Origin of the sequence: Bradyrhizobium genosp. A (assembly GCF_049949275.1) — a bacterium.
Taxonomy (GTDB): Bacteria; Pseudomonadota; Alphaproteobacteria; order Rhizobiales; family Xanthobacteraceae; genus Bradyrhizobium.
In genome coordinates, this window is sequence record NZ_CP188196.1 from 1 (window position 1) to 25,609 (window position 25,609).

Below are 25,609 nucleotides of genomic sequence, written 5' to 3' on the forward strand. Positions count from 1 at the left end.
ATGACGACATCGGAACAGGATCGCTGGTCGCGCGTGAAGAGTCGGCTGCGCTCGAACGTTGGCGAAGACGTCTATACGAGCTGGTTTGCGCGCATGGATCTCGAAGGCGTGCAGGAAGAGAGCGTGCGTCTCTCGGTGCCGACCCGCTTCCTGAAGAGCTGGATCCAGGCCCATTATGCCGAGCGCGTGCTGTCGTGCTGGCAGGCCGAGATGCCGGAGGTGCATCGCATCGACCTCACCGTTCGCTCCGCGGTGCGCCCTGTGGTGCAGGCGAAGGAAATCCCGGCACAGGTCGAGACGCGCCGCGCGCCAGCGCCCGAGCTGCGCTCGACCGCGACCGCGCCGGTCTCGGCCAATCATGATGCGCTTGGCGGCTCGCCGCTCGATCCGCGCCTGACCTTTGCGAGCTTCGTCGTCGGCCGCTCCAACACGCTGGCGCATGCCGCCGCGCGTCAGGTCGCCGAAGGTCGCCGCGGCGATCCCGTGATGTTCAACCCGCTCTACATCCATGCCGGCGTCGGCCTCGGCAAAACGCATCTGCTCCAGGCGGTGACCTGGGCCGGCAATTCCGGCAACGAGCGCAAGGTGCTCTATCTCACCGCGGAAAAATTCATGTACGGCTTCGTCGCGGCGCTGAAGACGCAGACGGCGCTCGCCTTCAAGGAAGCGCTGCGCGGCATCGACGTGCTCGTCATCGACGATCTCCAGTTCCTGCAGGGCAAGTCGACGCAGGCCGAGTTCTGTCACACGCTGAATGCGCTGATCGATGCCGGTCGTCAGGTCGTGATCGCGGCCGACCGTCCGCCGTCCGATCTGGAAAGCCTGGATGACCGCGTCCGCTCGCGGCTGGCCGGCGGCCTCGTGGTCGAGATGGGCTCGCTCGGCGAAGAGCTGCGCCACGGCATTCTCAAGTCGCGCGTCGCGGCAGCCCGCGCCCATCATGCGACGTTCGAGGTGCCGGAGGAGGTGCTGACCTATCTGGCCCGCGCCATCACCCATAACGGCCGCGACCTCGAAGGCGCGATCAACCGTCTGCTGGCGCATTCCAAGCTCAACAACCGGCCGGTGACGCTGGAGATGGCGGAGCACGAGGTGCGCGACCTGATCCGGCCGCAGGAGCCGAAGCGGATCAAGATCGAGGACATCCAGCGCGTGGTGGCGCGGCAGTATAATGTCAGCCGCTCCGACCTCCTGTCCTCGCGCCGGACCGCCAATGTGGTGCGTCCGCGCCAGGTGGCGATGTACCTCGCCAAGACGCTGACCCTGCGCTCGCTCCCCGAGATCGGCCGCCGCTTCGGTGGCCGCGACCACACCACGGTGCTGCACGCCGTGCGCAAGATCGAGGCCCTGGTTTCCAAGGACAATGCGCTGTCCGAGGAGGTCGAGTCGCTTAAGCGCCAGCTTCAGGAATAAACGCCTAGGCATTCCCTCTCCCACCTCCCGCCGCCCGGCCATGCCTCGGGCGGCGGTCTTCGTTTGCCCGGGCGAGCGGCCTTTATTTCTGCCGGTAAATCGTGGGGAACCAGCCCCAATCCCTTGAAACGGATAGCTTTCCGCGCCACCTTGCGCGACCCTGACGGCTTTGGTCATATCGGCTGGATGATCCGGTCTTTCGGGGTCTTCGGTGCCGTGGCGCGCGTCCCGCCGCCCGGCTCTCTCAACGATGTGTTCTCTTGGGGATCGGGCGAGTAGTGCAATGAAGGTTACGGTCGAACGCGCGCAACTCCTGAAATCGCTGGGCCATGTCCACCGCGTGGTCGAGCGCCGCAACACGATTCCGATCCTGGGCAACGTGCTGGTCCGCGCCGAGAACGCGAAATTGTCGCTGAAGGCGACCGACCTCGATCTCGAGGTGACGGAGACGTTGGCGGCGGAAACCGCCACGGCCGGCTCCACCACCGTGCCGGCGCACATGTTCTACGACATCGTGCGCAAGCTGCCTGACGGATCGCAGATCGTGCTGGAAGCCGACGGCGACCGCGCCGTGCTGGCGATCCGCGCCGGCCGCTCGCGCTTCACGCTGCAGACCCTGCCGGAGAACGATTTCCCGGATCTCGCCACCGGCGACCTGTCGCATTCGTTCAACCTCGCCGCCAAGGACGTCAAGCGGCTGATCGACCGCACCCAGTTCGCGATCTCGACCGAAGAGACGCGCTATTATCTCAACGGCATCTATCTGCACGCCGCCGGCACGGCGAAGGCCGCGACCCTGCGCGGCGTCGCCACCGACGGCCACCGCCTCGCCCAGCTCGACCTGGTCCAGCCCAAGGGCGCCGAGGGCATGCCGGGCGTGATCGTGCCGCGCAAGACCGTCGGCGAGGTGCAGCGCCTGATCGAGGACAACGAGGCCGAGGTCACGATCGAGCTGTCACAGGCAAAAATCCGCTTCACGATCGGCAATGTGGTGCTGACCTCGAAACTGATCGACGGCACCTTCCCCGACTACGGCCGCGTCATTCCGCAAGGCAACGACAAGGAGCTCGTGGTCGACAAGAAGGATTTTGAGAACGCGGTCGACCGCGTCTCGACGATCTCGAGCGAGCGCGGCCGCGCGGTCAAGTTGTCGCTGTCGCCGGGCAAGCTGGTGCTGTCGGTGACCAATCCGGATTCCGGCAGCGCCACCGAAGAGATCGAGGTCGAGTACGCCTCCGATGCGCTCGATATCGGCTTCAACTCCCGCTATTTGCTCGACATCGCCGCCCAGATTGAGGGCGACGTCGCCACGCTGAAGCTCGCCGACCCCGGCTCGCCAACCCTGGTGCAGGACCGCGACGACAAGAGCGCGCTGTATGTGCTGATGCCGATGCGGGTGTGAGGGGCGTGGCTTCGCGCCAGCGCACACTGCTTCGGAAATTTGGCGGGCTGCGCGTTGCTGCGCCCTCTCCCCTTGTGGGAGAGGGCTACTCCGCTGGCAGACACACACTCGGTTGGGTGAGGGGTTAGTGCCGCAAGAGCCGTTCCATCGGCCAGTCCCCAAACGTCTCCGCCAGTTTGCGAAGAACTTGCGCCACGAGCCGACGGACGCAGAGGCGGCCATGTGGCGCTTGCTGAGGGACCGTCGGCTCTCCACCTTCAAGTTTCGCCGGCAGGTTCCGTTCAACACCTACATTCTCGACTTCGTCTGTTTCGACAAACACCTTGTGATCGAGATCGACGGAAGTCAGCATGCGGAATCGCAACGTGATGCAGCTCGGGATGCCGCACTCTCCGCGGAAGGTTTCTCGATAGCGCGTTATTGGAACAACGACGTGCTGAAGCAACCCACTTCTGTGCTGGAGGATATCCTTGCAAAGCTTGCCGGGCGGTAAGATACCCCTCACCCGTCGCCTCACTTCGTGAGGCGCCACCCTCTCCCACAAGGGGAGAGGGGAAGAAATGCGCCCATAGCGAAGAACCATGACCCCCTCCCGCATTCATCGCCTGACGCTGACGCATTTTCGCAATTATCGGGCGGCGGGGCTCGAGACGGCGGCTGACATGGTGGCGCTGGTCGGGCCGAACGGGGCGGGCAAGACCAATTGCATCGAGGCGATCTCGTTCCTGTCGCCGGGGCGTGGCTTAAGGCGCGCCACGCTGGAGGACGTCGCCGACAACCAGGGCGACGGCTCGTGGGCCGTGTCCGCGCAGGTCGAGGGCGCGCTGGGGCTCGCCACGCTCGGCACCGGCATCGAACCGCCGCGCGCCGATGCCGCGGTGAGCCGGCGCTGCCGCATTGACCGCGAGCCCGTGAATTCGGCGGCCGCCTTCGGCGACCATATCCGCATGGTGTGGCTGACACCGGCGATGGACGGGCTGTTCATGGGCGCTGCTTCCGAGCGGCGGCGCTTCTTCGACCGCCTGGTGCTGGCGATCGACAGCCAGCATTCCAGCCGCATCAACGCGCTCGAACGTTCGCTGCGGTCGCGCAACCGCCTGCTCGAGACGCGCAATTACGACGACCATTGGTGTGACGCGATCGAGCGCGAGACCGCCGAGCTCGCGGTCGCGGTCGCTGCGACGCGCGGGCAGACCGCAGCACGCCTGACCGGCATGCTCAACGCGCGCGCACAGCAATCCGCATTTCCTTCCGCTCAAATTGCGCTCGACGGCTGGATGGAGAACGCGCTGCTGACCGAGACCGCGACGTCGGTCGAGGATCGCTACCGCCAGATCCTGCGTGACAACCGCCCGCGCGACGCCATCGCCGGCCGCACCATCGACGGCCCGCATCTCACCGATCTCCAGGTGATCTACGCGCCGAAGAGCATGCCCGCGCGCGACGCCTCGACCGGCGAGCAGAAGGCGCTGCTGATCGGGCTGGTGCTGGCGCATGCAGCGCTCGTCGCCGAGATGGCCGGCATCGTGCCGCTGCTCTTGCTCGACGAGGTCATTGCCCATCTCGATCCGAACCGCCGCGCCGCGCTGTTCGACGAGCTGCGCAAGCTCGGCGCGCAGGTCTGGCTGACCGGCGCGGACCCGGCCGCATTTGCCGAGATCGGCGCCGGCGGCGAGGTCTTTGACGTCGAAAGCGGACGCGTTTCCGCCCGGCGATAGCTGGCTTTGTTGAACCTGCATTGTTCAGGTCGCGACTAGCTCAATGAGGCCGCGCCGGCGGTGTCGCAGCCGTTGTAATCGCGCGATCGAAATGCGCGACATCCTTGGAGAGAGACCAAGACGACGGTAAGGCACGGGACGAAAGTTCCGGCACGATGGCGGCTGTTCGTGTGCGGCCTCGCACTTTCGGCAAGCTGCCTGCTCTCGGGCGTCAAAACCCCGCTCGCCTCACAGACGCGTCCGAAACAGCCCGGGCGCCCCCGGAACGCCCTGCTCCACCCCCGCAAAATCCTGCCTTTGGAGGCTGAAAACGCCCCCTCGAACCGGCCTTTTCGCGAGCCCCCAAATCGGCCTTCGCGCGCCTTGAAAACTCGTTGAAAAACCCTATCTACTCAAAGGGTTGCCGGAAGACACTTTGCGCTAGGCGCGCCCCCTCTTTCATGGCACAAATAGCATCCAATCAGCGCCTTTTGCGCGGCTGATTCGGGCGACATCTCGAAGGCCTCTCATGACAGAACCTGCTCGGCAGACACCTGCCGAAAACGAGCCCTCAAATCCGAGCGATTACGGGGCGGAATCGATCCGCGTGCTCAAGGGGCTCGATGCCGTCCGCAAGCGTCCGGGCATGTATATCGGCGACACCGATGACGGCTCGGGCCTGCACCACATGGTGTACGAGGTCGTCGACAACGCGATCGACGAGGCGCTGGCGGGCCACGCCACGCGCGTCGATGTCGTGCTCAATGCCGACAATTCCGTCACCGTGCGCGACGACGGCCGCGGCATTCCGGTCGACATCCACAAGGGCGAAGGCATTTCGGCGGCCGAGGTCATCATGACCCAGCTGCACGCCGGCGGAAAATTCGACCAGAACTCCTACAAGGTTTCCGGCGGCCTGCACGGCGTCGGGGTCTCCGTCGTCAACGCGCTGTCGAGCAAGCTCGGCTTGCGCATCTGGCGCGACAACAAGGAGCATTACATCGAATTCGCCCATGGCGATGCGGTGGCACCGCTTGTGGTCGTCGGCGATGCGCCGGGCCGGCGCGGCACCGAGGTGACGTTCCAGGCCTCGCCCGAGACCTTCAAGAACATCGAATATGATTTCGCCACGCTGGAGCACCGGCTGCGCGAGCTCGCCTTCCTCAATTCCGGCGTCAACATCGCTCTCTCCGACATGCGTCACGCAGTCGAGAAGCGCGAGGAGATGCACTATTCCGGCGGCGTCGAGGAATTCGTCAAATATCTCGACCGCAACAAGAAGGCGATCGTGCCGGCGCCGATCATGGTGCGCGCGGAAGCCAACGGCATCGGTGTCGAGGCAGCACTTTGGTGGAACGACAGCTACCACGAGAACGTGCTGTGCTTCACCAACAACATCCCGCAGCGTGACGGCGGCACCCATCTCGCAGGCTTCCGCGGCGCGCTGACGCGCCAGGTCAACGGCTATGCCGAGGCCAATGCCAAGAAGGAAAAGATCGCGCTGACCGGCGATGACTGCCGTGAAGGCTTGACGGCCGTGCTGTCGGTGAAGGTGCCCGATCCGAAATTCTCGTCGCAGACCAAGGACAAGCTGGTGTCCTCGGAAGTGCGTCCTGTGGTCGAGAACGTTCTCAACGAGGCGCTCCAGGCCTGGTTCGAGGAGCACCCCTCGGAAGCCAAGATGATCGTCGGCAAGGTGATCCAGGCCGCGGCCGCCCGCGAAGCCGCGCGAAAAGCGCGCGAGCTGACGCGCAAGAGCCCGCTGTCGGTCTCCTCGCTGCCCGGCAAGCTCGCCGACTGCCAGGAAAAGGATCCGGCCAAGTCCGAACTCTTCATCGTCGAGGGTGACTCGGCAGGCGGCAGCGCCAAGCAGGGCCGCAACCGCGAATTCCAGGCGGTGCTGCCGCTGCGCGGCAAGATCCTCAACGTGGAGCGCGTCCGCCCTGACAAGATGCTGGGAAGCGAGCAGATCGGCACACTGATCACCGCGCTCGGCACCGGCATCAGCGACGAGTTCTCGATCGAGAAGCTGCGCTATCACAAGATCATCGTGATGACGGACGCCGACGTCGACGGCGCCCACATCCGCACGCTGCTGCTGACCTTCTTCTACCGGCAGATGCGCGACATCATCGACGGCGGATATCTCTACATCGCCCAGCCGCCGCTCTATAAGGTCTCACGCGGCAAGTCCGAGCAGTACCTGAAGGATGAGCGGGCGCTGGAAGATTATCTGATCGACGCCGGGCTGGACGACTGCGTGTACATCCCCGGCACCGGCGGCGATCGTTCCGGCCGCGACCTGCGCGCACTGGTCGACGATGCCCGCCTCGTCCGCAGCATCCTGCGCAATCTGCACAGCCGCTATAACCGCAAGGTCATCGAGCAGGGCGCCGTCATCGGCTTGTTCGGTAAGGAGATCTATTCCGATCCTACGAATGCCCACGCTGCAGCAGAATACATGGCCAAGCGGTTGGACAGGCAAGCCGAAGAAGTCGAACGCGGATGGGTCGGGCAATTCGTCGAGGGGCAAGGCTTCATGTTCGAGCGCACGGTGCGCGGCGTCAAGGAAGCTGCTGTCATCGATGATGCGTTCCTCGGTTCGGCCGAGGCACGCAAGCTTCACGAGTACAGAACCAAGCTGCAGGATGTCTACGAGCGTCCGGGCAAGCTGCGTCGGAAGGATGTCGAGCACCCCGTCCACGGCCCGGTCGACCTGTTCGAGGCCGTCACCGACGCCGGCCGCAAGGGCATCACGCTGCAGCGCTACAAAGGTCTGGGCGAGATGAACCCGGGGCAGCTCTGGGAGACCACGCTCGACAGCGACGTACGCTCGCTCCTCCAGGTGAAGGTCAAGGAGGTCGACGAGGCCGACGACATCTTCACCAAGCTGATGGGCGACGTGGTCGAGCCGCGCCGCGACTTCATCCAGGAACATTCGCTCAGCGCGACGATCGATATCTGAGGACTGACAACAGGTCGTCATGCCCGGCTTGTCCCGGGCATCCACGTTTTTTGCGCCCCGTGCAAGGCGTGGATGGCCGGACAAGCCCGGCCATGACGCTGTAGAAGCTTCAGCGCCTCCATGCTGCAGCATGTGCAGAATTGCTACCCCGCTCAATTCCCTATAGTTTCCGCCTCCAAAGCAGCCCGCCCGCCCCACCGCAACAGGATAGCGAGAACCCCGTGGCCCCCATCCAATACATCGTCGAGGGCGGTCACCGGCTCTCGGGCTCGATCGAGCCGGCCGGCAACAAGAATTCGGCGCTGCCGATCATCGCGGCAGCACTGCTCACCGAGCATCCGGTGACGCTGGAGAACGTGCCGCGGATCCGCGACACCGAGACGCTGGTCGAGCTGATCCGTTCGGTCGGCGCGTCCGCGGAATGGACCGCCCGCAACACGCTTCGCATCCACGCCAAGAGCATCCGCGCCGCCGATCTCGATCCCGAGCTCTGCGTTCGCATCCGTGCCTCGATCCTGCTCGCGGGGCCCCTGCTCGCGCGCTGCGGCGAGGTGATGCTGCCGCCGCCCGGCGGCGACGTCATCGGCCGGCGCCGGCTCGACACCCATGTGCTCGCGCTGGAGCAGCTAGGGGCCAAGGTCACCGCAACTGACCGTCTCGAATTCCGCGCGCCAAAGCTCACCGGCGCCGACGTGTTCCTGGACGAGCCGAGCGTCACCGCGACCGAGAATGCGCTGGTTGCCGCAGTCGCGGCGGACGGCCCCACCTATTTGCGCAACGCCGCCTCCGAGCCGCATGTGCAGGACCTCGCCAATTTCCTGGTCGCGCTCGGTGCGAAGATCGAGGGCATCGGTACCAACACCATGATCGTGCATGGACCGGCGACGCTGGGGGAAACGACCTATTCGATCCAGCCCGACCATATCGAGGTCGGCTCGCTGATCGGTCTCGCCGCCGTGACGCGCTCGCCCTTGCGCATCGTGCGCGCCGGCGTCGAACACCTGCGCTCGATCCGCATGGGTTTTGAGCGGCTCGGCATCGTCTGCCGGATCGAGGGCGACGATCTCATCGTGCCGTCGAACCAGACGCTGAAGATCCAGGATGACTTTGGCGGCCACGTGCCGAAGCTGGAGGACCAGCCCTGGCCGGCCTTCCCGGCGGATCTGATGTCGATCGCGATCGTCACCGCCACGCAGTGCGAAGGCGTGATCCTGATGTTCGAGAAGATGTTCGAGTCGCGGATGTTCTTCGTCGACAAGCTGATCGGGATGGGCGCGCGCATCGTGCTGTGCGATCCGCATCGCGCCATCATCGCCGGCCCCAGCCGTCTGCGCGGCGCATCGATGATCTCGCCCGACATCCGCGCCGGCATGGCGATGCTGCTCGCCGCCGTCTGCGCCGAGGGCACCTCCACCATCAACAACGCCGACCAGATCGAGCGCGGCTATGAGCGCATCGACGAACGGCTGAACGCATTGGGTGCGAAGATCCGGCGCGTGCCGGAACGGACGGGGTGATCTGTTTCCTTCCCTTCTCCCCTTGTGGGAGAAGGTGGCGCGCGTAGCGCGCCGGATGAGGGGTTGTTTCCGCGAACTCAATAAGAGTGGGACTCGCGGAGAGAACCCCGCACCCGTCTCGCCGCTACGCGGCGAGCCACCCTCTCCCACAGGGCTACTTGATTCACACATCTCAGAAACCGACTCTGGATCAATAACTTAGATGACCATCGATGTTCAGATCGCGGGACACAGCGCACAAGCGCCAACGTTGAAAAGACTCACGGTTTTCTCATTGGTAATCGATGCCTGCCGAGATGTGTGCATATCGTAGCCCACAGGGGGAGAGGGTAAAAGGCCCGAGCCATGTTTTCGTCGCTCTGCGATGTTATCGGATAGCCATGCTCGACACCGCGCAACCTCATCCGCAGCCGCAAGCCGGCGTGCAAGGCCACCTCGCGCAAGAGTTCGTCGAGACGCTGCGGCTGGCCGTGCCTATGATGCTGACGCAGCTCGGGCAGATCGCGATGATCACGAGCGATCTCGTTCTGATCGGGAGGCTCGGCGAGGACGCGGTCGCCGCTGCGGCACTTGCGCACACCGTCTATTTCGTCAGTTTCACCTTCGGGCTTGGATTGATGGCCGCGGTGTCGCCGCTGGCAGCCCAGGCGTTTGGCGCCGGCGACGTCAGACGCATCCGGCTTTCCTTGCGCGTCGGCCTCTGGGTCGCGCTGCTGATCTCGCTGCCGATGATGGCTTCGCCGCTCTATGGCGAGCACATCCTGATTGCGCTCGGACAGGCGCCGCATTCGGCCAGCCTCGCGCAACGCTACCTGAATGGCCTCGCCTGGGGCATCGCGCCGGCGCTCGGCTTCATCGCGCTGCGCAGCATGATGAGCGCGGTGAACCGGCCGCAGGCGCCGCTGTGGATCACGCTCGCGGCGATCCCCGCGAATTTCGTGCTGGTCTATTGCCTGATCCATGGCCTGTTCGGCCTGCCGGAGCTCGGCCTGTTCGGCGCCGGACTGGCGACGACGCTCGTCAATCTCGGCACCTTCGTCGCCGCGCTTGCCATCGCGGCGTGGCGCAAGCCGTTCGCCGATTATCATCCGCTGGCCCATTTGTGGCGGATCGACTGGCCCTTGATGCGGCAGCTGATCGCAATCGGCGCGCCGATCTCGTTCTCGCTCCTGCTGGAATACGGCCTGTTCTCTTCGGCAGCACTCTTGATGGGGCTGATCTCGACCACCGCGCTGGCCGCGCACCAGATCGCGCTCCAGGTCACGGCCGTGCTGTTCATGGTCCCGCTCGGCATCGGCATGGCCGCGACGGTGCGGGTCGGCCATGCGTTTGGCCGTAACGAACCGGCCGGCGTCCGACGCGCGGGCCTCGTGGCGACCTTGCTCGGCGTCGCGTTCGTCTCGGCGCTGACGGTTGCCATCATCCTCGGCCGCTATGAGCTGGGGCGGCTGTTCTTCGGCCGCAGCGAGGCCAGCGCGCCGACCGTCGAGCTGACCGCAACACTTTTGCTGGTCGGCGCAACCTTCTTCATCGCCGATGCGCTGCAGACCATCACGGGCGGTGCGCTGCGCGGCATCAATGACACAAGGATGACGCTGGTGTTCGCGGCGATCGGCTATTGGTGCGTCGGCTTCCCCATTGCCTGGGCGCTGGCTTTCCACGGCGGCCTCGGCGCGGTCGGCGTCTGGATCGGACTGTCGATCGGATCGTTCGTCTATGCCGGCCTCTTGATCTTGCGTTTCCGAATGCTGACGCGCAAGATCGCGGGATGACCGGATCCGTTCGCGAAGTCACCCCCGATGTCGATGCCGGCACGGTGTTATCAGGCGCGCAGTTCATCGACGCGTTTCGTGTGGAGCTCGGCACGAGGCAATTGAGTGCCCGGGAGGCCTGCACCCGAATGATGCTGCACGGGCCGCGCTGGATCGATGCGCTGACGCGCTTGCGCAACATCCTGGTGAAACCCTTCGGACTGAAGACATCGGGCGAAGGCGCTCCAGCTCCGCACGGGATGATCGGCCTGTTTCCAGTGCTGAGCGAAACACCGGAGCGGCTGATCGCCGGTTTTGATGACCACCATCTCGATTTCCGCGTCGTGGTTGACGTCGCCGGCGACGCGGCGGACCGGCGGGTGACATTGACCACGTTGGTGCGGACCAATAATCTGCTCGGGCGCGCCTATCTCACGCTGATCGTACCGTTCCACAAGCTCGTCGCCCGCAGCATGATGGGAGAGATCGCGGAGCCGGTGCGATGACGCTGTCAGTCGACCTGTTCTTTTCCTTTCGCAGCCCCTACAGCTATCTGGCGCTGCCGAGGACGCTGAAGCTGGTCGAAGAGTATGATCTCGCGGTGAACCTGCGGCCGGTCTATCCGATCGCGGTCCGCGTGCCCGGCTTCTTCAAGAAGGCCAGTCCGCAATTCGCACGCTACATCGTGCGGGATAGCCGCCGCGTCGCCGAGCACGCGGGCATTCCGTTTCGCTTTCCGCGACCCGATCCAATTGTGCAGGACATGACGACACTCGATGTCGCGGCCGAGCAGCCCTACATCCACCGCCTGACTCGGCTAGGCGCCATGGCGCAGCTCCAAGGCCGCTCGCTCGCGTTCACCGACGCGATCGCGCGCGTGCTGTGGGACGGCTCGGTCGCGGGCTGGAACGAGGGCGATCATCTCGCGCGCGCCGCCGAGAAGGCCGGCTTCGATCTCGCCGCGATGGATGCCGCAATCAGTGCCGACCCGGATCGCTACGAGCAGGTGATTGTCGAGAACGAGAAGGATCACGCCGCGTCGGGCCATTGGGGCGTGCCGACCTTCGTGTTCGAGAACGAGCCGTTCTTCGGCCAGGACCGCATCGATCTGCTGGTTTGGCGCCTGCAAAGCAAGGGCCTGACGAAAAGATAGCTCACTCCGCGACCTTCACCGGCCCATCGGCCGCGGCCTCCGACCATTCGCCGACGACACGGTCGAGGTCGCAGAGATTCTGATGCATCTGCTCCAGCGAGAAGCCGAGCGCGAAGAAGCGCTCCGCGGTGTCGCCCGCATGGCCGCGGATCAGTCCGTCCTGGCGCACGGCCGCGACCGCCTCGGAATAATGCTGGAGCGCGACGTGCACGGGATGGATCGGCGGCGCGCCGCCGCCCTCACGCAAGGCTTCGGCCGCGGATTTGAGGAAGCGCAGGATCGCCGCGCTGACTTCCGCCAGCGGGGCGGCGAGCCTGACCTGCACCTCGACCGGCAGCGGCACCACGGTGGCGCGGCCGATCATCACGACATCGTGGCGCAGCCGCAGAATCGTGCGCAGCAGCGGGCCGGTATCGGGACCGCTCGACAGCCGCGCCGAACGCTCGCGCTCGGCCTCCGCACCGATCGCATTCATGCCCACCATGGCAGTGCCGATGCCGTCCTGGATCCGGTGCAGCGCGTCGTTGTCGCGGCCGCGGGTGAGGCCCGCCAGCAGTTCGGTAAAGGCCTCCGCGATCAGCTCGAGCAGCTTTGCGGCGCTGGGGCGGATCTGCCGCACCGCGCGCGACGGCAGCACCAGGAACGAGACCAAGAGCCCGGTGATGGCGCCGACCGACACCTCGCTGACGCGGTCGATCGCCGAGGCCAGCGGATCGGCATGATGCATGGTCGGGACCAGCAGCACGATCACGGCGGTCACGGTGGCGGCGCTCAGGGTCGGATAGATCGACGCGATGAAGGCCAGCGGCGCGACCGCCAGCACCAGCAGCCCCAACAGGCCGGCTTCGCTGGAATAGGGGATGGTGATCGCGATGGCGCCGCCATAGATGGCGCCCCCGATCGTGCCGAGCATGTAGTCGCGCGTCGCCTTCAGCGAGCGGCCGACGCTCATCTGGGTCACGATCAGCGAGGTCAGGACCGCCCAGAGCGGCAGCAGGAGATGCAGCGCGGTCGCGATCGCATAGGCCGCCGTCGCCGCCACCGTGACCCGGACCGCCAGCCCCAATTGCGTCCGCCGCGACCGGATGCGGTCGAACAGCTCCTTTGCGCCTGCCATCGTCGAATGTCCTGACCTCGTAACCAGCCAAAAGCATAGCTGATGCCCGCGGTCCCAGGGCCGCTTGAAAGGCAAAATCAGCCCGCCTAACTTGCCGGCCAAAACGAGGAAACACGATGGCTCACGAAACCGCAACGCTTGCCGCCTATGTCGCCAACCTGAAATTCGCCGATATTCCGGCGGAGGTGCTGGATCGGGCCAAGGTGCTGACGCTGGATTTCCTCGGCAGCGCCATCCGGGCGCGGAGCGAGGCGGAATCGACCCCGTCGATCCTGAAGATGCTCGAAGCGCTGTCGCTCGACACCAAGGGCGAATCCACCGTATTCGGCGATGCCAAAACCTGGACACCGGCCGTGGCCGCCCTGCTCAACGGGGCGCTCGGCCATTCCCTCGATTTCGACGACACCCATGCCGATTCCTCGCTGCATCCGAGCGCGCCGGTGGTTCCGGCCGCGTTTGCCGTCGGCGAGATGGTCGGGGCCTCCGGGCGCGACGTGCTGACGGCGATCGTCGCCGGCTATGAGGTCTGCTGCCGGCTCGGCAATGCGCTCGATCCGACCTCGCATTATGCGCGCGGCTTCCATCCGACCGCGACCGCCGGCACCTATGGCGCAGCGGCGGCAGCGGCAAAACTGTTCGGCCTGTCCGAGACGCAGATCATCGCCGCCTTCGGCGTCGCCGGCAGCCAGGCCGCGGGCTCGCTGCAATTTCTGATGAACGGCGCCTGGAACAAGCGCTACCAGGTCGGCGCTGCCGCAATGAACGGCGTGATCGCCGCGACGCTGGCGCGCAACGATTTCGTCGGCGCGACGGAATCGGTCGAAGGCAAGCACGGCCTGCTCGCCGGCTACACCGACGACGCGCATCCCGACAAGGCGGTGGCCGGGCTCGGGGAGGTCTACGAGACCATGAAGATCGGCGTGAAGCCGTATCCGAGCTGCCGCTACACCCATGCCGCGATCGACGCGCTGATCGCGATGCGCCGCGAGCACAATCTGACGCCCGACCAGGTCAGGCGCGTCGAGATCGGCCTGCACCGCAACGGCATCACGCTGACCGGCGATGCCGCCACCAAGCGGCATCCGACGTCGATCGTCGGCGGCCAGTTCTCGATGTTCTTCACGGGCGCGCTCGCGCTCGACCAGGGCTCATTCGGCTGGGACGATTACAACCGCCTGGGCGACGCTGCGATCGACGCCCTTGCCGACAAGTTCGACGTGGTCCAGGACGACCGGCTCGAGGTCGGCCGCACCCACCCCTTTGGTGCGCGCGTCAGCATCACCACGGATGATGGCGTGCACGAGCGGCTGTTTTTCGACCCCTCCGGAGAGCCGACATCGTTTCCGGACGCGCAGGCGATGCAGCAGAAGTTTCTGACGCTGGCGCGGCCGGTGCTGAATGCACGGGCCGACAAGTTCGCCGATGCGATCATGACGCTAGAGCGGTTCGATCGCGTGGCGAAGGCGACACAGCTGGGGCGGCAGTAGACTTCTTCCCTCTCCCCTTGTGGGAGAGGGTGGCTCGTGTCCAGACCGGATAGATAGGTAACACAGTAGACCGGATGGATGGGTGACAGTTCTCTGTCGGCTGGGAGGATCAGCCGATGCCTTGGCGAGAGAGCTGCGCAATGGACCAACGGGTTAGCTTCATCGCGGATCAGCGAAGCGGATTGTGGACGATGACGGAGCTTTGCGACCGCTACGAGATCAGTCGCAAGACCGGCTACAAATGGTTGGAGCGCTACCGGTTGGAAGGGCCTGGAGGGCTTGCGGATCGCTCGCACGCCGCGCAGGTGCATGGGCGCGCGACGCCGCAGCACATCGTTGATGCGATTGTGGGGCTGCGGCTCGAGCGGCCGAGCTGGGGGCCGCGCAAGATTGTGAGCAAGCTTGAGGCTTGCCAAGGGGATGTCGATTGGCCGTCGGCCTCGACGGCGGGCGAGATCCTCAAACGGGCGGGACTGGTTAGCAGCCGTCGGGTTCGGCGACGTGCGCCGCCGCGCATGGGGCAACTGACGGTGCCTCAGCATGCCAACCATGTATGGGCCCTCGATCACAAGGGCTGGATCCGACTGGGCGACGGATCTCGGGTTGAACCTTTCACGGCGACCGATGGCTTCAGCCGCTATTTGATTAGTTTGGCTGCGACGGGCAGCACGCAATATTCCGAATGCCAACCGCTGCTGGAGCGGGCGTTTCGCGAGTACGGCTTGCCGCAGATCATCTGCTCCGACAATGGCTCGCCGTTCGCCTCGACCGGGACCACGGGCCTGACGGCGCTGTCGGTATGGTGGATCAAGCTCGGCATCCGGCATGAACGGATTGATCCTGGCCATCCGCAGCAGAACGGCCGACACGAGCGTTTTCACCTCACGCTTCTGGAAGCCATGCGGCCACCGCCGCCAACCCGGGCCGCGCAGGCCCGTCGCTTTGCGGCTTTTGTGCGCGACTACAACGAAGAACGGCCACACGAGTCGCTTGGCCAGCGCCCTCCTGCAACCGTCTATCAGCCCTCGCCCCGTGAGATGCCAAGGCGGCTTCCAGAGCCCGATTATCCAGCCGAAGCCGCGGTGCGTCAGGTCCGCTCCAACGGCGAGATCAAATGGCGTGGCGACCTCATCCACATCTGCAGCGCTCTTGACGGTGAAGCAGTTGTCGTCGAGGAAACCGAGGACGGATACTGGCAAGTGCGCTTCTTCGACGTGCCGATCGGCATCATCGACCAGCAAACACGCAAGCTGCGGCGCTGTGCTAGCACAGCGCCGCAGCCGACCAAATCATGAACGAGTGTCACCCATCCATCCGGTCTATTGTGTTACCTATCCATCCGCTGGACATCGCCGCGTAGCGGCGAGACGGGTGAGGGGTCTCTTTCCGCGCGCGCTTTACGCAGTTGAGTTTGCCGAGAAATACCCCTCATCCGGCGCTTCGCGCCACCTTCTCCCACAAGGGGAGAAGGGAAGAGCGCCGCCTAATTCGCTCCCGCCAGCTTTCCCTTCTCGCGCGTTGTCGCAACGACATCTCGGACAAGATCGAATACGCCATCGGCTTGCGGCGGCGCGTTTGGTGAGCGGCCGAGGCGCACAATCACCAGCCGTTCCGACGGGATCACGATCGTGTACTGGCCGATCGTGCCCTTGGCGAAGAAGGCATCGCGCGGCCAGCCGTGGTCGACGCGAAATTTTGCGCCAAAGCTGTCACCCTGATTGGTCCAGAAGCCGGCGCCGATGCCGACCCAGGCATTTGGCGTCGCTGTCGCCGAATAATTCACCCAGCCTTCCGGCAGGATGCGCTTGCCGCCGGCGACGCCGTCATTGAGATAGAGCTGGCCGAAGCGCGCCCAGTCGCGCGCGGATGCGAGCATATTGCTGGCGCCCTCGATCGTGCCGGCGCCGTCGAGCTGGAGCGTGACGTGACGCATGCCGAGCGGCCCGAACAACTCGCGGCGCGCGAAAGCAAGCGCATCGGCGGGCTCGCCGCCGGCGGCGTTGCGGATCAGATCCGCGAGGATGATGGTGTTGCCGTCGTGATAATTCCAGACCGTGCCCGGCGCGGTCGCGAGCGGCACGCTTTCGGCATAGGCGGCCATGTCATCCTCGGCGAATTTCATGACGTTGACCGGCTCGAGCGCCGAACCGAGCGAGGCCTGCAACGAGCTTCCGAGCGCGATGCCTGCGGTGTGACGCAGCAACTGATCGACGGTGACGGCATGATGCGGATCATCAGGATTTTGCCAGGCGGCAATGGGCGCGGGCCCGTCGAGCTTGAGTTTGCCCTGGCGCACGAGAATGCCTGTCAGCGCCGACATCACCGACTTCGTCATGGAGAAGCCGAGCAGCTGCGTCTCCGGCCCGACACCATCGGCATAGCGCTCGGCGATGATGCGGCCGGCCTTCATGACGACAATCGCGCGGGTGCGCCGATAGGGCGGCTGCGCGGGCTCGGTGAAGGCACGGTCGAGCGCGGCGGACAGTCCCTCGCTTTGCGGCGGCACGAGTCCCGAGCCCGCGATCTCGGGGAGCAACGCTGGCTGCTTGTCGTCGGGCGGCAACGCGACGGCGGCGATCCCCTGGCCGTGCTCGAGGGTACAGCCGAGCCCCTCGCGATAGACGGCATGGCTGCGGCCAATGCCGAACAGCGTCACCGTGACATCCTTGCGGGCACGATCGACCTGAAAATCCATCGCCCAGGTCAGGAGGCTCACGCCCGGCATCGCATCGGTGGTCTCAGCGAGGTCGCGGCTGGGATCGAGGCCGGAGACGAACGTCTCCGCGCAGAGCGTGTCGGCGACAAAGCCGGTCGCAACTTTCGGGACATCGCGGGCGCGGGCTGCGCCGAGCGCGAGACCGGCACATGCGATAGTGGTGGTGAGGAGGATGATCTTGCGGCGGCGGGTCACGGGCTTTCTCCGGCTTCGGGGCGTGTGCCGAGAGGAAGCCGGATGCGGGCGATGCGCGCTCGCCGGATTTGCAAATCGGCCTCGTCGAAACTGATCGGGGCTAGCCGATTCTGGAATTATCCTGTGACTTCAATGGCATGAGAATCTAGGCCGCATCAGCCTTGAGCCGCCGATATTCCGTCGGCGTCACGCCAGTGACCGCCTTGAAGGCGCGGTTAAACGGGCCGAGCGACTGGAAGCCGGCATCCATCGCGATGGTGATCACGGGAACTTCGGCCTGCGACGGATCGGCCAACGCCGCTTTGGCTTCCTCGATCCGGTGGTTGTTGAGAAAGACATTAAAATTGCGGTAGCCGAGCCGCTGGTTGATCAGCCGCCGCAGCCGGTATTCCGGAATTCCAAGCTTTGAAGCGAGCGTGCCGATGCTGATGTTGTCGTGGCGATAGATGCGCTCATCCGCCATCAGCCGCATCAGCGCATCGACCAGTTTCTGATCCGCGCTGGAATCTCCGGCAACGGCGGCCGGGGCGGGACGGTTTGCCGCGGCTTCGGCGGGCGCCGGAAACAAATCCGCGGCATTGACCTGCATCATCGCATAGCAGATCGCGGCGACGAGACCGGCGAGAACGGCCGCGTTCGCGACATTGGCGATCGCGGCGTTATCCCTGCCCCATATCGATATCTGCAGCAGCACATTGACGCCGCCATAGAGCAAGGCTGCGCTGACGATGAAAACCCGCACGTTACGCCGGCGCTCGACCAGATCGGCCGACCAGGAGGTAACGGTCTGGGCTATCGCCAGCACGATAAAGCAAAGCGCTAGCAGATTGACCGCGATAATAGCCGGCCGGCCGTGGACCGCCGGCGCGATCCACAGGCAACTGACAAAACTGTAGGCCGAGACCGCCGCCCAGATCAGCGCGTGCCACCAGCGCGGCACGAATGAATCGTCGAGCAACGCGCGCGTGAACAGCCACAGCACCACGGCATCGCCGGTCGACAGTGCGATCAGCGGCGCATGCCATATCGAGACCGGCGCGGTCGAGCCGATCTCCGAGGTGACGGCGTGCGCGATCGTCCCCAGCGCCAGCGCAATGGTGAGGCGTCCCGCCACGCTATGGCGGAAGTCGCGCAACAGCGAGGCCGCCAGCATCAGCAGCAGGGCCACGGTCGCGGCACGAAGGGCAAGTTCCGTTGCAGCAAATGTCATCGGGCGATGCGATCGGTCGCGGTTGCAATCAGCCGAACATCGTTCGTCAGGCACATTTTTTCAAGGACCGTCTGCGCACCGGGTTAGCAGCGCCCCACCCGCGACGTCGGGTCCTCCCTTGGCCGCGACGGCAATCGGAATTCCTGCTACGATCGGCCTAAGAAATTCAGAAGGAGTCCACCATGAGCTGGCAGCCCTCCAACGATCCCGTGCTCGGCGATCCCATGTCCTGCGACGCGCTCGATCTCGTCATCGTGCCGCGCACCCGCGACCTCGGTGACGGATTCGCGGTACGGCGCGCGCTGCCGCATGGCAAGCGACAGATGGTCGGGCCGTTCATCTTCTTCGATCATTTCGGCCCGGTGCAGTTCGTCTCCGGCAAGGGCATGGACGTGCGGCCGCATCCGCATATCGGGCTTGCCACCGTCACCTATCTGTTCGACGGGTCCATCATGCATCGCGACAGCGCAGGCAACGTGCAGGAGATCGCACCCGGCGCGATGAACTTGATGACGGCGGGCCGCGGCATCGCGCACTCCGAGCGCACGCCCGATGCGCAGCGCGCCTCCGGCCAGAAAATGCTGGGCCTGCAAAGCTGGATCGCGCTGCCGGCTGGCTCCGAAGAGATCGATCCCTCGTTCCAGCATTATGCCGCGGGCGATCTTCCGATGATCTCCGAACGCGATTTCACCGCGCGGGTGATCGCCGGATCGGCCTTCGGCATCACCTCGCCGGTGCAAATGGTCTCGCCCTGGTTCTACACCGAGGTCACGGCGGTCGCCGGCGCGACCGTGCCGCTCGACCCCGACCATGAGGAGCGCGCGATCTACGTCGTCGACGGCGAGGTCGAGATCGCGAATGAGCGTTACGAGGGTCCGCGGCTGCTGATCTTCCGCCCCGGCGACCGCATCACCGTCAAGGCGCTCAAGGCCACGCGGATGATGTTTCTCGGCGGCGACGCATTGGAGGGCCCACGCCACATCTGGTGGAATTTCGTCTCCTCCAGCAAGGAGCGGATCGAGCAGGCCAAGCAGGACTGGAAAACCGGCCGCTTCGCCGCGGTTCCGCAGGAACATGAGTTCATTCCTCTGCCGGAATAGGCTAATCCGGTTTCCGGTCGCGCTGTCTGGCGCGGCCGGATTTCTCGCCTGAAAGCTCTGCCGATGACCGCCATGCTCTCCAGCGACCTGCCCCTGGCCAAGATCGGGCGCGGCAAGGTGCGCGATATCTACGCCGTCGACGACGACCGCCTGCTGCTGCTCACCACCGACCGCATCAGCGCCTTCGACGTCGTGATGGCCGAGACCATCCCGATGAAGGGCGCGGTGCTGACCCAGATCAGCGCGTTCTGGTTCAACAAGCTCGAAGGCGTGGTGCCGCATCACATGATCAGCGCCGACACCGACGAGATCATCACGGCCGTGCCGGCGCTGAAACCACATCGCGCCGAGATCCTCGGCCGCGCCATGCTGTCGCGCCGCACCACCGTGTTCCCGATCGAATGCGTGATCCGCGGCTATCTCTCGGGCTCAGCCTGGAAGGAATATGCTGGCTCCGGCACGCTTGCGGGCGAAAAGCTGAAGGCTGGCCTCATCGAGAGCGAGAAGCTCGAGCCTTCGATCTTCAGCCCGGCGACCAAGGCCGAGACCGGCCACGACGAGAACATCACCATCGCCAAGATGCGCGAGGTCGTTGGCGACGAGGTCGCCACCACGCTCGAGAGCATGACGCGTGCGATCTACACGCTCGGCGAAGAGCTGGCGCGCGAGCAGGGCATCATCATCGCCGACACCAAGTTCGAGTTCGGCCGCGACAAGGACGGCCGCATCATCCTGATCGACGAAGTCATGACGCCTGATAGCTCGCGGTTCTGGGCCGTCGATGCCTACAAGCCCGGCCAGCCGCAGGCGAGTTTCGACAAGCAGCCGCTGCGCGACTATCTCGACGTCGAGCGCCGCGCCGGCCGCTGGAACGGCGACGCCCCGCCCCCGCCACTGCCGGCAAGCGTGGTGGATGCGACGAGCAAGCGGTATCTGGAAGCGTATCGGCGGGTGACGGGAACAGAGCTGAAGATTTAGCCGCGCTGCTTCGCCTCGCTCCGTCATTGCGAGCGTAGCGAAGCAATCCAGAGCCCCTCCGCGGAGACAGTCTGGATTGCTTCGCTGCGCTCGCAATGACGAGGGAGAGGAAGCTGTTTGCCACAGCCCAGCTGTCATCGCCCGGCGAAGACCGGGCGATCCAGTATTCCAGAGACGGCGACGGAATACGGAGAGGCTGCGGCGCCTATTTCGGCTTTTCCGTCAACCATATGATTGGCCGTTCACATGCCGACCGCAGCAAAACTGTCGGATACTTCATATTTGCAAGAATTCTGTTGCGCTAGGCTCGCAGTCGGCTACCTCTGCGGACAGGAATTTTCATGAGCGAGTGTCACGGCGTGACAGATCCTGCAATTGGCTTCGATCCGGTCACCACGGTCAATCCGTCCGTCAAGCGTGCGCTGAACGATATGTTGGGGGGAGGTGCTGCGAGCATCCTCACCCTGACGTTCGGGCTGTCCTATTCTCTGCTGATCTTCACCGGCCCGCTCTCGCCCTATCTGTCCTACGGCATCGCTGCGACCTTCATCAGCTCTGCGGTGCTTGCCGCCGGCATCGGGCTCGGCAGCTCGCTGCCCTTCGCGATTGCCGCGCCTGACAGCTCGACCGCGGCCGTGACGGGAATTCTGGCGGCCTCGCTGGTCGAGCACATCGAAGCGGCCAATTTGTCGACACCGCTGCTCTCGCCGGTCATGATTACGCTCGGCCTGTCGACCGTGCTTACCGGGGTCGTGCTGTGCGGGCTGGGCCTGACGCGGATGGGCCGCGCCATCCGCTATGTGCCCTATCCCGTGGTCGGCGGCTTCCTCGGCGCCACCGGACTTCTCATCGCCTTGGGTGCAGTCCGCGTTATCACCAACACCCCGGTGCAGCTCACGACGCTGCCGCGCTTCGCCAACGCCACCACGCTGCTGGAGCTCGGCGCCGCCTGCGCCATGGCGCTGGTGCTGTACCTGACCTGGCATCGCTCGCGGAACCCGTTCGCCCTGCCGATCATCCTGGTCGGCGGCGTGATCACGGCGCATCTGGCGTTCTGGCTCTCGGGCGTCTCTCTCGATGAGGCCCATAGCCTGGGCTGGACGTTTCAGCCGCCGCCGCAGGCCGCGTTCATGCTGCCGTGGCACACCGACGAGCTCGCCCAATATCCCTGGTTTGCCGTGCCGGACCTGCTCGGCAATCTCGTCGCAGTCATATTCGTCACCGCATCGAGCACGCTGTTCAACACCACCGGCATCGAGGTCGCCTTGCACCGCGAGGCCAATCTGGAGCGCGAGCTGAACGTCACAGGCGCGGCCAACATCCTGACCGGCATGCTCGGCGGCTACACCGGCTGCAGCTCGATCAGCCGCTCGGTCCTCAATTTCTCCAGCGGCGGCCGCGGACGGCTGTCCGGTCTCACCGCCTCGGCACTGTCGCTGCTGATGCTGGCGATCGCGCCCGAGCTGCTCAGCTTCATTCCGAAATTCGTGCTCGGCGGGCTCTTGCTCTATCTCGGCGCCGACCAGTTGCACAAATGGATCATCGAGTCGCGCAAGCGGCTTTCGAAGCTCGAATATCTGTCGCTGGTCGCCATCATCGCCATCATCGTGGCCTGGGGTTTCGTGCCGGGCATCCTGATCGGCGTCATCATCGGCTGCGCGACCTTTGCGTTCAGCGCGGCACGGGTGGAATCGATCAAGTACAGTTTTGACGGCTCCGAATATCGTTCCTCGCTCGACCGCTCGCGCGACGACCAGGAGGTGCTGCTGGCCCATGGCGGCAAGATCCAAGGCCTCAACCTCCAGAGCTATCTGTTCTTCGGCTCCGCCAACCGGCTCTACCAGCACGTCAAGCAACTGCTCCACGAGCGCCCGGAGTGCCGCTATCTGCTGTTCGACTTCAAGCTCGTCACCGGCGTCGATTCCTCGGCGGCCTACAGTTTCGCCCAGATCAAACGCAGCGCGGCCGATCTCGGCGTCGAGCTGATCCTGGTGCATCTGTCGGCGGCGGCCGAGAAGGTGCTGCGCGCCGGCGACTTCGTCGGCGAAGGCGTCACCATCATTCCCGAGCTCGATCACGCGCTGGAATGGTGCGAGAACGAGCTGATCTCGCAGCATCAGGAGCTGGCGCAGGAAGAAGCCAGCCTGCGCGACTGGTTCGCAAGCATTCTCGACAGCGAGGACGACGCCGACGAGCTGATCCACCGCTGCCAGCGCATTGAGGTCGAAGCCGGCGAGGTCATCGTGCAGGCCGGCGATCCCGCCGATTCCATGCACTTCATCCTCGACGGCCGCGTCGGCATCATGATCCCCGCCGACGACGACCGCACCACGCGCGTGCGCAGCCTCGGCCGTTACACCACGATCGGCGAGATGGGCCTGGTGTCACAGACGCCGCGCAGCGCCACCATCCAGGCCGAGATCGACAGCGTGCTCTATGTGCTGAACACGCATCAGTTCGACGCGATCAGGGAAGAAGACCCCGCACTCAGCCACAAGCTGCTGACCTATTTCGTGTCGGTCATGGCGGAGCGGCTGACGTTTGCGAACCGGACGATCGCGGTGCTGAGGCGATGATTAACGTCGTCGTGCCCGGGCTTGTCCCTGGCATCCACGTTCTTTGTGCGGCGGGGCAACACGTGGATGGCCGGGTCAAGCCCGGCCATGACGCCGTGGGGACAGCTAGCCCTCACACCCCCGCCATCATCACGTATTTGATCTCGACATATTCTTCCATGCCGTGACGCGAGCCTTCGCGCCCCAAGCCGCTTTCCTTGACGCCGCCGAAGGGCGCGACTTCCGTCGTGATCAGGCCGGTGTTGACGCCGACCATGCCGGACTCCAGCGCTTCGGCGACGCGCCAGACGCGGCCGAGATCGCGGGAGTAGAAGTACGAGGCGAGACCGAACGGCGAGGCGTTGCACATCGCGATCACGTCGGCCTCGTCCTTGAAGCGGATCACCGCCGCGAGCGGGCCAAAAGTCTCCTCCTGCGACACCAGCGAGTCCGGCTTGACGTCGGCCAGCACGGTCGGCTCGAAGAAGGAACGGCCGAGCTCGCTGCGCTTGCCGCCGGTCACGACCTTGGCGCCGCGCTGGACGGCGTCCGCGATGTGGCGCTCGACCTTGTCGACCGCCTTCATGTTGATCAGCGGGCCCTGGGTGACGCCGGCTTCCGTGCCGTCGCCGATCTTCATCGCCGCGACCTTCGCCGTCAGCTTCTTCACGAACTCGTCGTAGATCTTGTCCTGGGCGTAGAGGCGGTTGGCGCAGACGCAGGTCTGGCCCATATTACGGTATTTCGAGACGATCGCACCTTCAACCGCCGCATCGATGTCGGCGTCGTCGAACACCACGAACGGCGCATTGCCGCCAAGCTCGAGACCGAGCCGCTTCACGCCGACGGAAGCCTGCTGGTAGAGAATCTTGCCGACCGCGGTCGAACCGGTGAAGCCGACGAAGCGCACGGCCGGATGCTCGCACAGCACCTTGCCGATCGGCGGCGCATCACCGGTGATGATGTTGAGCACGCCCTTGGGGATGCCGGCCTTCTCGGCGAGCACGGCCAGTGCCAGCGCCGACAGCGGCGTCTCGTTGGCGGGCTTCAGCACCACGGTGCAGCCCGCGGCCAGCGCCGGCGAGACCTTGCGCGTGATCATCGAGTTCGGAAAATTCCACGGCGTGATCGCGCCGCAGACGCCGATCGGCTGCTTGATCGCGAGCAGCCGCGCATCGGGCCGCTGCGTCGGGATGGTCTCGCCATAGACGCGGCGGGCTTCCTCGGCGAAGAACTCGATATAGGCGGCGCCGATGTCGACCTCGCCGAGCGCTTCCGACAGCGGCTTGCCCTGCTCGGAGGTGAGGATCAGCGCGAGATCCTCGCGGTTGGCGGTGATCAGCTCGAACCATTTGCGCAGAATGTTGGAGCGCTGCTTGGCAGTGTGCTTGGCCCACGCCGGAAACGCGTGCTGGGCGGCTTCGACTGCCTTGGTGGTGTCGTCGGCACCGAGCTGCGGGACTTTTGCGATCTCGACACCGGTCGCGGGATTGTTCACGGCAAAGACCGGCGTGCCAACCCAGGCGCCGTCGATGTAGCAGGCCTCCTTCAGGAGCGAAGGGTCCTTCAACCGGTCACGCAGGGTGGCGGTGGCGTGCTGGGCGCGTGCGGCGGCGGTCGGGGTCATGGCGTTACTCCCTGGGGGCTTTCAGGTTCGCCCGGAATATAGGGACATCAAGCGCGCAATGCACCGTCCCGCAACGCACATCTGCTGGGAGTTAAATTGGGAGCGACCAGTTCTTCACCTCTCCCCAGCGGGGAGAGGTGTGACACCTGTGAATGCGGAAGCAGAAGCTGATGAAGTGAAGACTGGAGGGGTTACGCCGCGCCGCTCAGATAGGTTTCACGCCGGCCGATCATACGCTCGGCGGCCGCCTTGGCATCGGCCTTCGAGGACGTCGCGCAGGTCCGGTATTCAAGATCGGGCGCGTCGGAGGCATCGCGGCGGCCGAACCAGGATTTCGAGCCGACCGGCAGCTGCGCCAGCGCTTGCGCCAGATTGTCGACTGCGCCGAAGGAATAAAGTGCGCCGGTGCCGGCGATGCGGACCTCGTAAATGCCGGGCGAGATCGGCGCTTCCAGATTGTCGCCCCGTCCGGGACGGGGATAGCGCTTCCATTCGCTCCAGGTCGAAATCATCTTGGGTCCCCTCGCGGCCAGTGGGCGGCCGCCAAATTTGCATCAAGTCTTAACGTCAGCCGCCGATCGAGCCGGAAGCTGAACGCCGCAACGCACAAAATGTTTCAAGTGCTTCAAACACTCGAAACATATCGCCTGAGCCCATCCATGGTCACGGCGAAGCGCGGCCATCCACCGCAGATTGTGAAGACGTGTTGCTGATCAGCAGTCCCGC

General features: G+C 65.0%; 19 protein-coding genes. 14 read left to right on the plus strand and 5 right to left on the minus strand.

Translation table 11 applies throughout. The annotated features are described in order from the left end of the window. From dnaA to ACP2YP_RS00045, 9 genes are all read left to right on the plus strand, one after another. Positions 1 to 1,413: a chromosomal replication initiator protein DnaA gene (gene dnaA / locus ACP2YP_RS00005; protein WP_426421625.1), complete on the plus strand. Its 1,413-nt coding sequence runs from the start codon at positions 1 to 3 to the stop codon at positions 1,411 to 1,413. A gap of 283 nt (positions 1,414 to 1,696) precedes the next feature. Then, positions 1,697 to 2,815 carry a DNA polymerase III subunit beta gene (dnaN, locus tag ACP2YP_RS00010; protein ID WP_426421626.1) on the plus strand — a complete coding sequence of 373 codons (1,119 nt, stop codon included), beginning with the start codon at positions 1,697 to 1,699 and terminating at the stop codon, positions 2,813 to 2,815. A gap of 127 nt (positions 2,816 to 2,942) precedes the next feature. Next, a complete protein-coding gene (locus tag ACP2YP_RS00015) occupies positions 2,943 to 3,308 on the plus strand; it encodes an endonuclease domain-containing protein (RefSeq protein WP_426421627.1) in 366 nt (121 codons plus the stop codon). 88 nt (positions 3,309 to 3,396) lie between these two features. Next, positions 3,397 to 4,533, plus strand: a complete 1,137-nt coding sequence (gene recF / locus ACP2YP_RS00020) for a DNA replication/repair protein RecF (RefSeq protein WP_426421628.1) — start codon at positions 3,397 to 3,399, stop codon at positions 4,531 to 4,533. A gap of 508 nt (positions 4,534 to 5,041) precedes the next feature. Continuing rightward, positions 5,042 to 7,477 (plus strand): DNA topoisomerase (ATP-hydrolyzing) subunit B, encoded by a 2,436-nt coding sequence (gene gyrB, locus ACP2YP_RS00025; protein ID WP_426421629.1) that lies wholly within the window; start codon positions 5,042 to 5,044, stop codon positions 7,475 to 7,477. Positions 7,478 to 7,698: 221 nt separating this feature from the next. Then, positions 7,699 to 8,994, plus strand: coding sequence for a UDP-N-acetylglucosamine 1-carboxyvinyltransferase (murA, locus tag ACP2YP_RS00030; RefSeq protein WP_426421630.1), 1,296 nt, complete (start codon positions 7,699 to 7,701; stop codon positions 8,992 to 8,994). A 380-nt stretch (positions 8,995 to 9,374) separates the two neighbouring features. Then, positions 9,375 to 10,766 carry an MATE family efflux transporter gene (locus ACP2YP_RS00035; protein ID WP_426421631.1) on the plus strand — a complete coding sequence of 464 codons (1,392 nt, stop codon included), beginning with the start codon at positions 9,375 to 9,377 and terminating at the stop codon, positions 10,764 to 10,766. Next, complete coding sequence (locus ACP2YP_RS00040; RefSeq protein WP_426421632.1) at positions 10,763 to 11,251, plus strand: DUF2867 domain-containing protein; 489 nt, start codon at positions 10,763 to 10,765, stop codon at positions 11,249 to 11,251. Before ACP2YP_RS00035 ends, ACP2YP_RS00040 begins: the two co-directional genes overlap by 4 nt. Beyond that, positions 11,248 to 11,898, plus strand: coding sequence for a 2-hydroxychromene-2-carboxylate isomerase (locus ACP2YP_RS00045; protein WP_426421633.1), 651 nt, complete (start codon positions 11,248 to 11,250; stop codon positions 11,896 to 11,898). The genes ACP2YP_RS00040 and ACP2YP_RS00045 overlap by 4 nt, the downstream gene beginning before the upstream one ends. Position 11,899: 1 nt before the next feature. Here the strand turns inward: ACP2YP_RS00045 and ACP2YP_RS00050 are convergent, their stop codons facing one another. Next, entirely contained in the window at positions 11,900 to 13,015 is a 1,116-nt protein-coding gene (locus ACP2YP_RS00050) for an FUSC family protein (protein WP_426421634.1), read from the minus strand. A 116-nt stretch (positions 13,016 to 13,131) separates the two neighbouring features. On the opposite strand from ACP2YP_RS00050, the gene ACP2YP_RS00055 reads away from it, so the two are divergent. Together ACP2YP_RS00055 and ACP2YP_RS00060 are read left to right on the plus strand one after the other, a co-directional pair. Continuing rightward, positions 13,132 to 14,502: an MmgE/PrpD family protein gene (locus tag ACP2YP_RS00055; RefSeq protein WP_426421635.1), complete on the plus strand. Its 1,371-nt coding sequence runs from the start codon at positions 13,132 to 13,134 to the stop codon at positions 14,500 to 14,502. Positions 14,503 to 14,642: 140 nt separating this feature from the next. Further along, positions 14,643 to 15,797, plus strand: a complete 1,155-nt coding sequence (locus ACP2YP_RS00060; RefSeq protein ID WP_426419917.1) for an IS481 family transposase — start codon at positions 14,643 to 14,645, stop codon at positions 15,795 to 15,797. A gap of 188 nt (positions 15,798 to 15,985) precedes the next feature. On the opposite strand, the gene ACP2YP_RS00065 is transcribed toward ACP2YP_RS00060, so the two are convergent. Together ACP2YP_RS00065 and ACP2YP_RS00070 are read right to left on the minus strand one after the other, a co-directional pair. Beyond that, positions 15,986 to 17,413 carry a serine hydrolase domain-containing protein gene (locus ACP2YP_RS00065; protein WP_426421636.1) on the minus strand — a complete coding sequence of 476 codons (1,428 nt, stop codon included), beginning with the start codon at positions 17,411 to 17,413 and terminating at the stop codon, positions 15,986 to 15,988. 145 nt (positions 17,414 to 17,558) lie between these two features. Beyond that, positions 17,559 to 18,623 (minus strand): helix-turn-helix domain-containing protein, encoded by a 1,065-nt coding sequence (locus ACP2YP_RS00070; RefSeq protein ID WP_426421637.1) that lies wholly within the window; start codon positions 18,621 to 18,623, stop codon positions 17,559 to 17,561. A gap of 182 nt (positions 18,624 to 18,805) precedes the next feature. On the opposite strand from ACP2YP_RS00070, the gene ACP2YP_RS00075 reads away from it, so the two are divergent. From ACP2YP_RS00075 to ACP2YP_RS00085, 3 genes are all read left to right on the plus strand, one after another. Further along, positions 18,806 to 19,723, plus strand: coding sequence for a pirin family protein (locus ACP2YP_RS00075; protein WP_426421638.1), 918 nt, complete (start codon positions 18,806 to 18,808; stop codon positions 19,721 to 19,723). Between the two features lie 63 nt (positions 19,724 to 19,786). Continuing rightward, positions 19,787 to 20,701: a phosphoribosylaminoimidazolesuccinocarboxamide synthase gene (locus ACP2YP_RS00080; protein WP_426421639.1), complete on the plus strand. Its 915-nt coding sequence runs from the start codon at positions 19,787 to 19,789 to the stop codon at positions 20,699 to 20,701. Positions 20,702 to 21,060: 359 nt separating this feature from the next. Beyond that, positions 21,061 to 23,277, plus strand: a complete 2,217-nt coding sequence (locus tag ACP2YP_RS00085) for an SLC26A/SulP transporter family protein (protein WP_426426436.1) — start codon at positions 21,061 to 21,063, stop codon at positions 23,275 to 23,277. Positions 23,278 to 23,389: 112 nt separating this feature from the next. On the opposite strand, the gene ACP2YP_RS00090 is transcribed toward ACP2YP_RS00085, so the two are convergent. Continuing rightward, the gene (locus ACP2YP_RS00090; protein WP_426421640.1) at positions 23,390 to 24,883 is read right to left on the minus strand and encodes an NAD-dependent succinate-semialdehyde dehydrogenase; all 1,494 of its coding nucleotides are present in this window, start codon (positions 24,881 to 24,883) and stop codon (positions 23,390 to 23,392) included. A 191-nt stretch (positions 24,884 to 25,074) separates the two neighbouring features. Further along, positions 25,075 to 25,395, minus strand: a complete 321-nt coding sequence (locus ACP2YP_RS00095) for a hypothetical protein (protein WP_426421641.1) — start codon at positions 25,393 to 25,395, stop codon at positions 25,075 to 25,077. Positions 25,396 to 25,609 lie beyond the last annotated feature (214 nt).

Excerpts from the sequence above, each read along its gene's own strand:
- ACP2YP_RS00045 (WP_426421633.1), top strand. The coding sequence starts at position 11,248 with ATGACGCTGTCAGTCGACCTGTTCTTTTCCTTTCGCAGCCCCTACAGC.
- ACP2YP_RS00075 (WP_426421638.1), top strand. The coding sequence starts at position 18,806 with ATGAGCTGGCAGCCCTCCAACGATCCCGTGCTCGGCGATCCCATGTCC.
- gyrB (WP_426421629.1), top strand. The coding sequence starts at position 5,042 with ATGACAGAACCTGCTCGGCAGACACCTGCCGAAAACGAGCCCTCAAAT.
- ACP2YP_RS00080 (WP_426421639.1), top strand. The coding sequence starts at position 19,787 with ATGACCGCCATGCTCTCCAGCGACCTGCCCCTGGCCAAGATCGGGCGC.
- ACP2YP_RS00090 (WP_426421640.1), bottom strand. The coding sequence starts at position 24,883 with ATGACCCCGACCGCCGCCGCACGCGCCCAGCACGCCACCGCCACCCTG.
- dnaA (WP_426421625.1), top strand. The coding sequence starts at position 1 with ATGACGACATCGGAACAGGATCGCTGGTCGCGCGTGAAGAGTCGGCTG.
- ACP2YP_RS00050 (WP_426421634.1), bottom strand. The coding sequence starts at position 13,015 with ATGGCAGGCGCAAAGGAGCTGTTCGACCGCATCCGGTCGCGGCGGACG.
- ACP2YP_RS00070 (WP_426421637.1), bottom strand. The coding sequence starts at position 18,623 with ATGACATTTGCTGCAACGGAACTTGCCCTTCGTGCCGCGACCGTGGCC.
- ACP2YP_RS00055 (WP_426421635.1), top strand. The coding sequence starts at position 13,132 with ATGGCTCACGAAACCGCAACGCTTGCCGCCTATGTCGCCAACCTGAAA.
- recF (WP_426421628.1), top strand. The coding sequence starts at position 3,397 with ATGACCCCCTCCCGCATTCATCGCCTGACGCTGACGCATTTTCGCAAT.
- ACP2YP_RS00035 (WP_426421631.1), top strand. The coding sequence starts at position 9,375 with ATGCTCGACACCGCGCAACCTCATCCGCAGCCGCAAGCCGGCGTGCAA.
- dnaN (WP_426421626.1), top strand. The coding sequence starts at position 1,697 with ATGAAGGTTACGGTCGAACGCGCGCAACTCCTGAAATCGCTGGGCCAT.
- ACP2YP_RS00060 (WP_426419917.1), top strand. The coding sequence starts at position 14,643 with ATGGACCAACGGGTTAGCTTCATCGCGGATCAGCGAAGCGGATTGTGG.
- ACP2YP_RS00040 (WP_426421632.1), top strand. The coding sequence starts at position 10,763 with ATGACCGGATCCGTTCGCGAAGTCACCCCCGATGTCGATGCCGGCACG.
- ACP2YP_RS00095 (WP_426421641.1), bottom strand. The coding sequence starts at position 25,395 with ATGATTTCGACCTGGAGCGAATGGAAGCGCTATCCCCGTCCCGGACGG.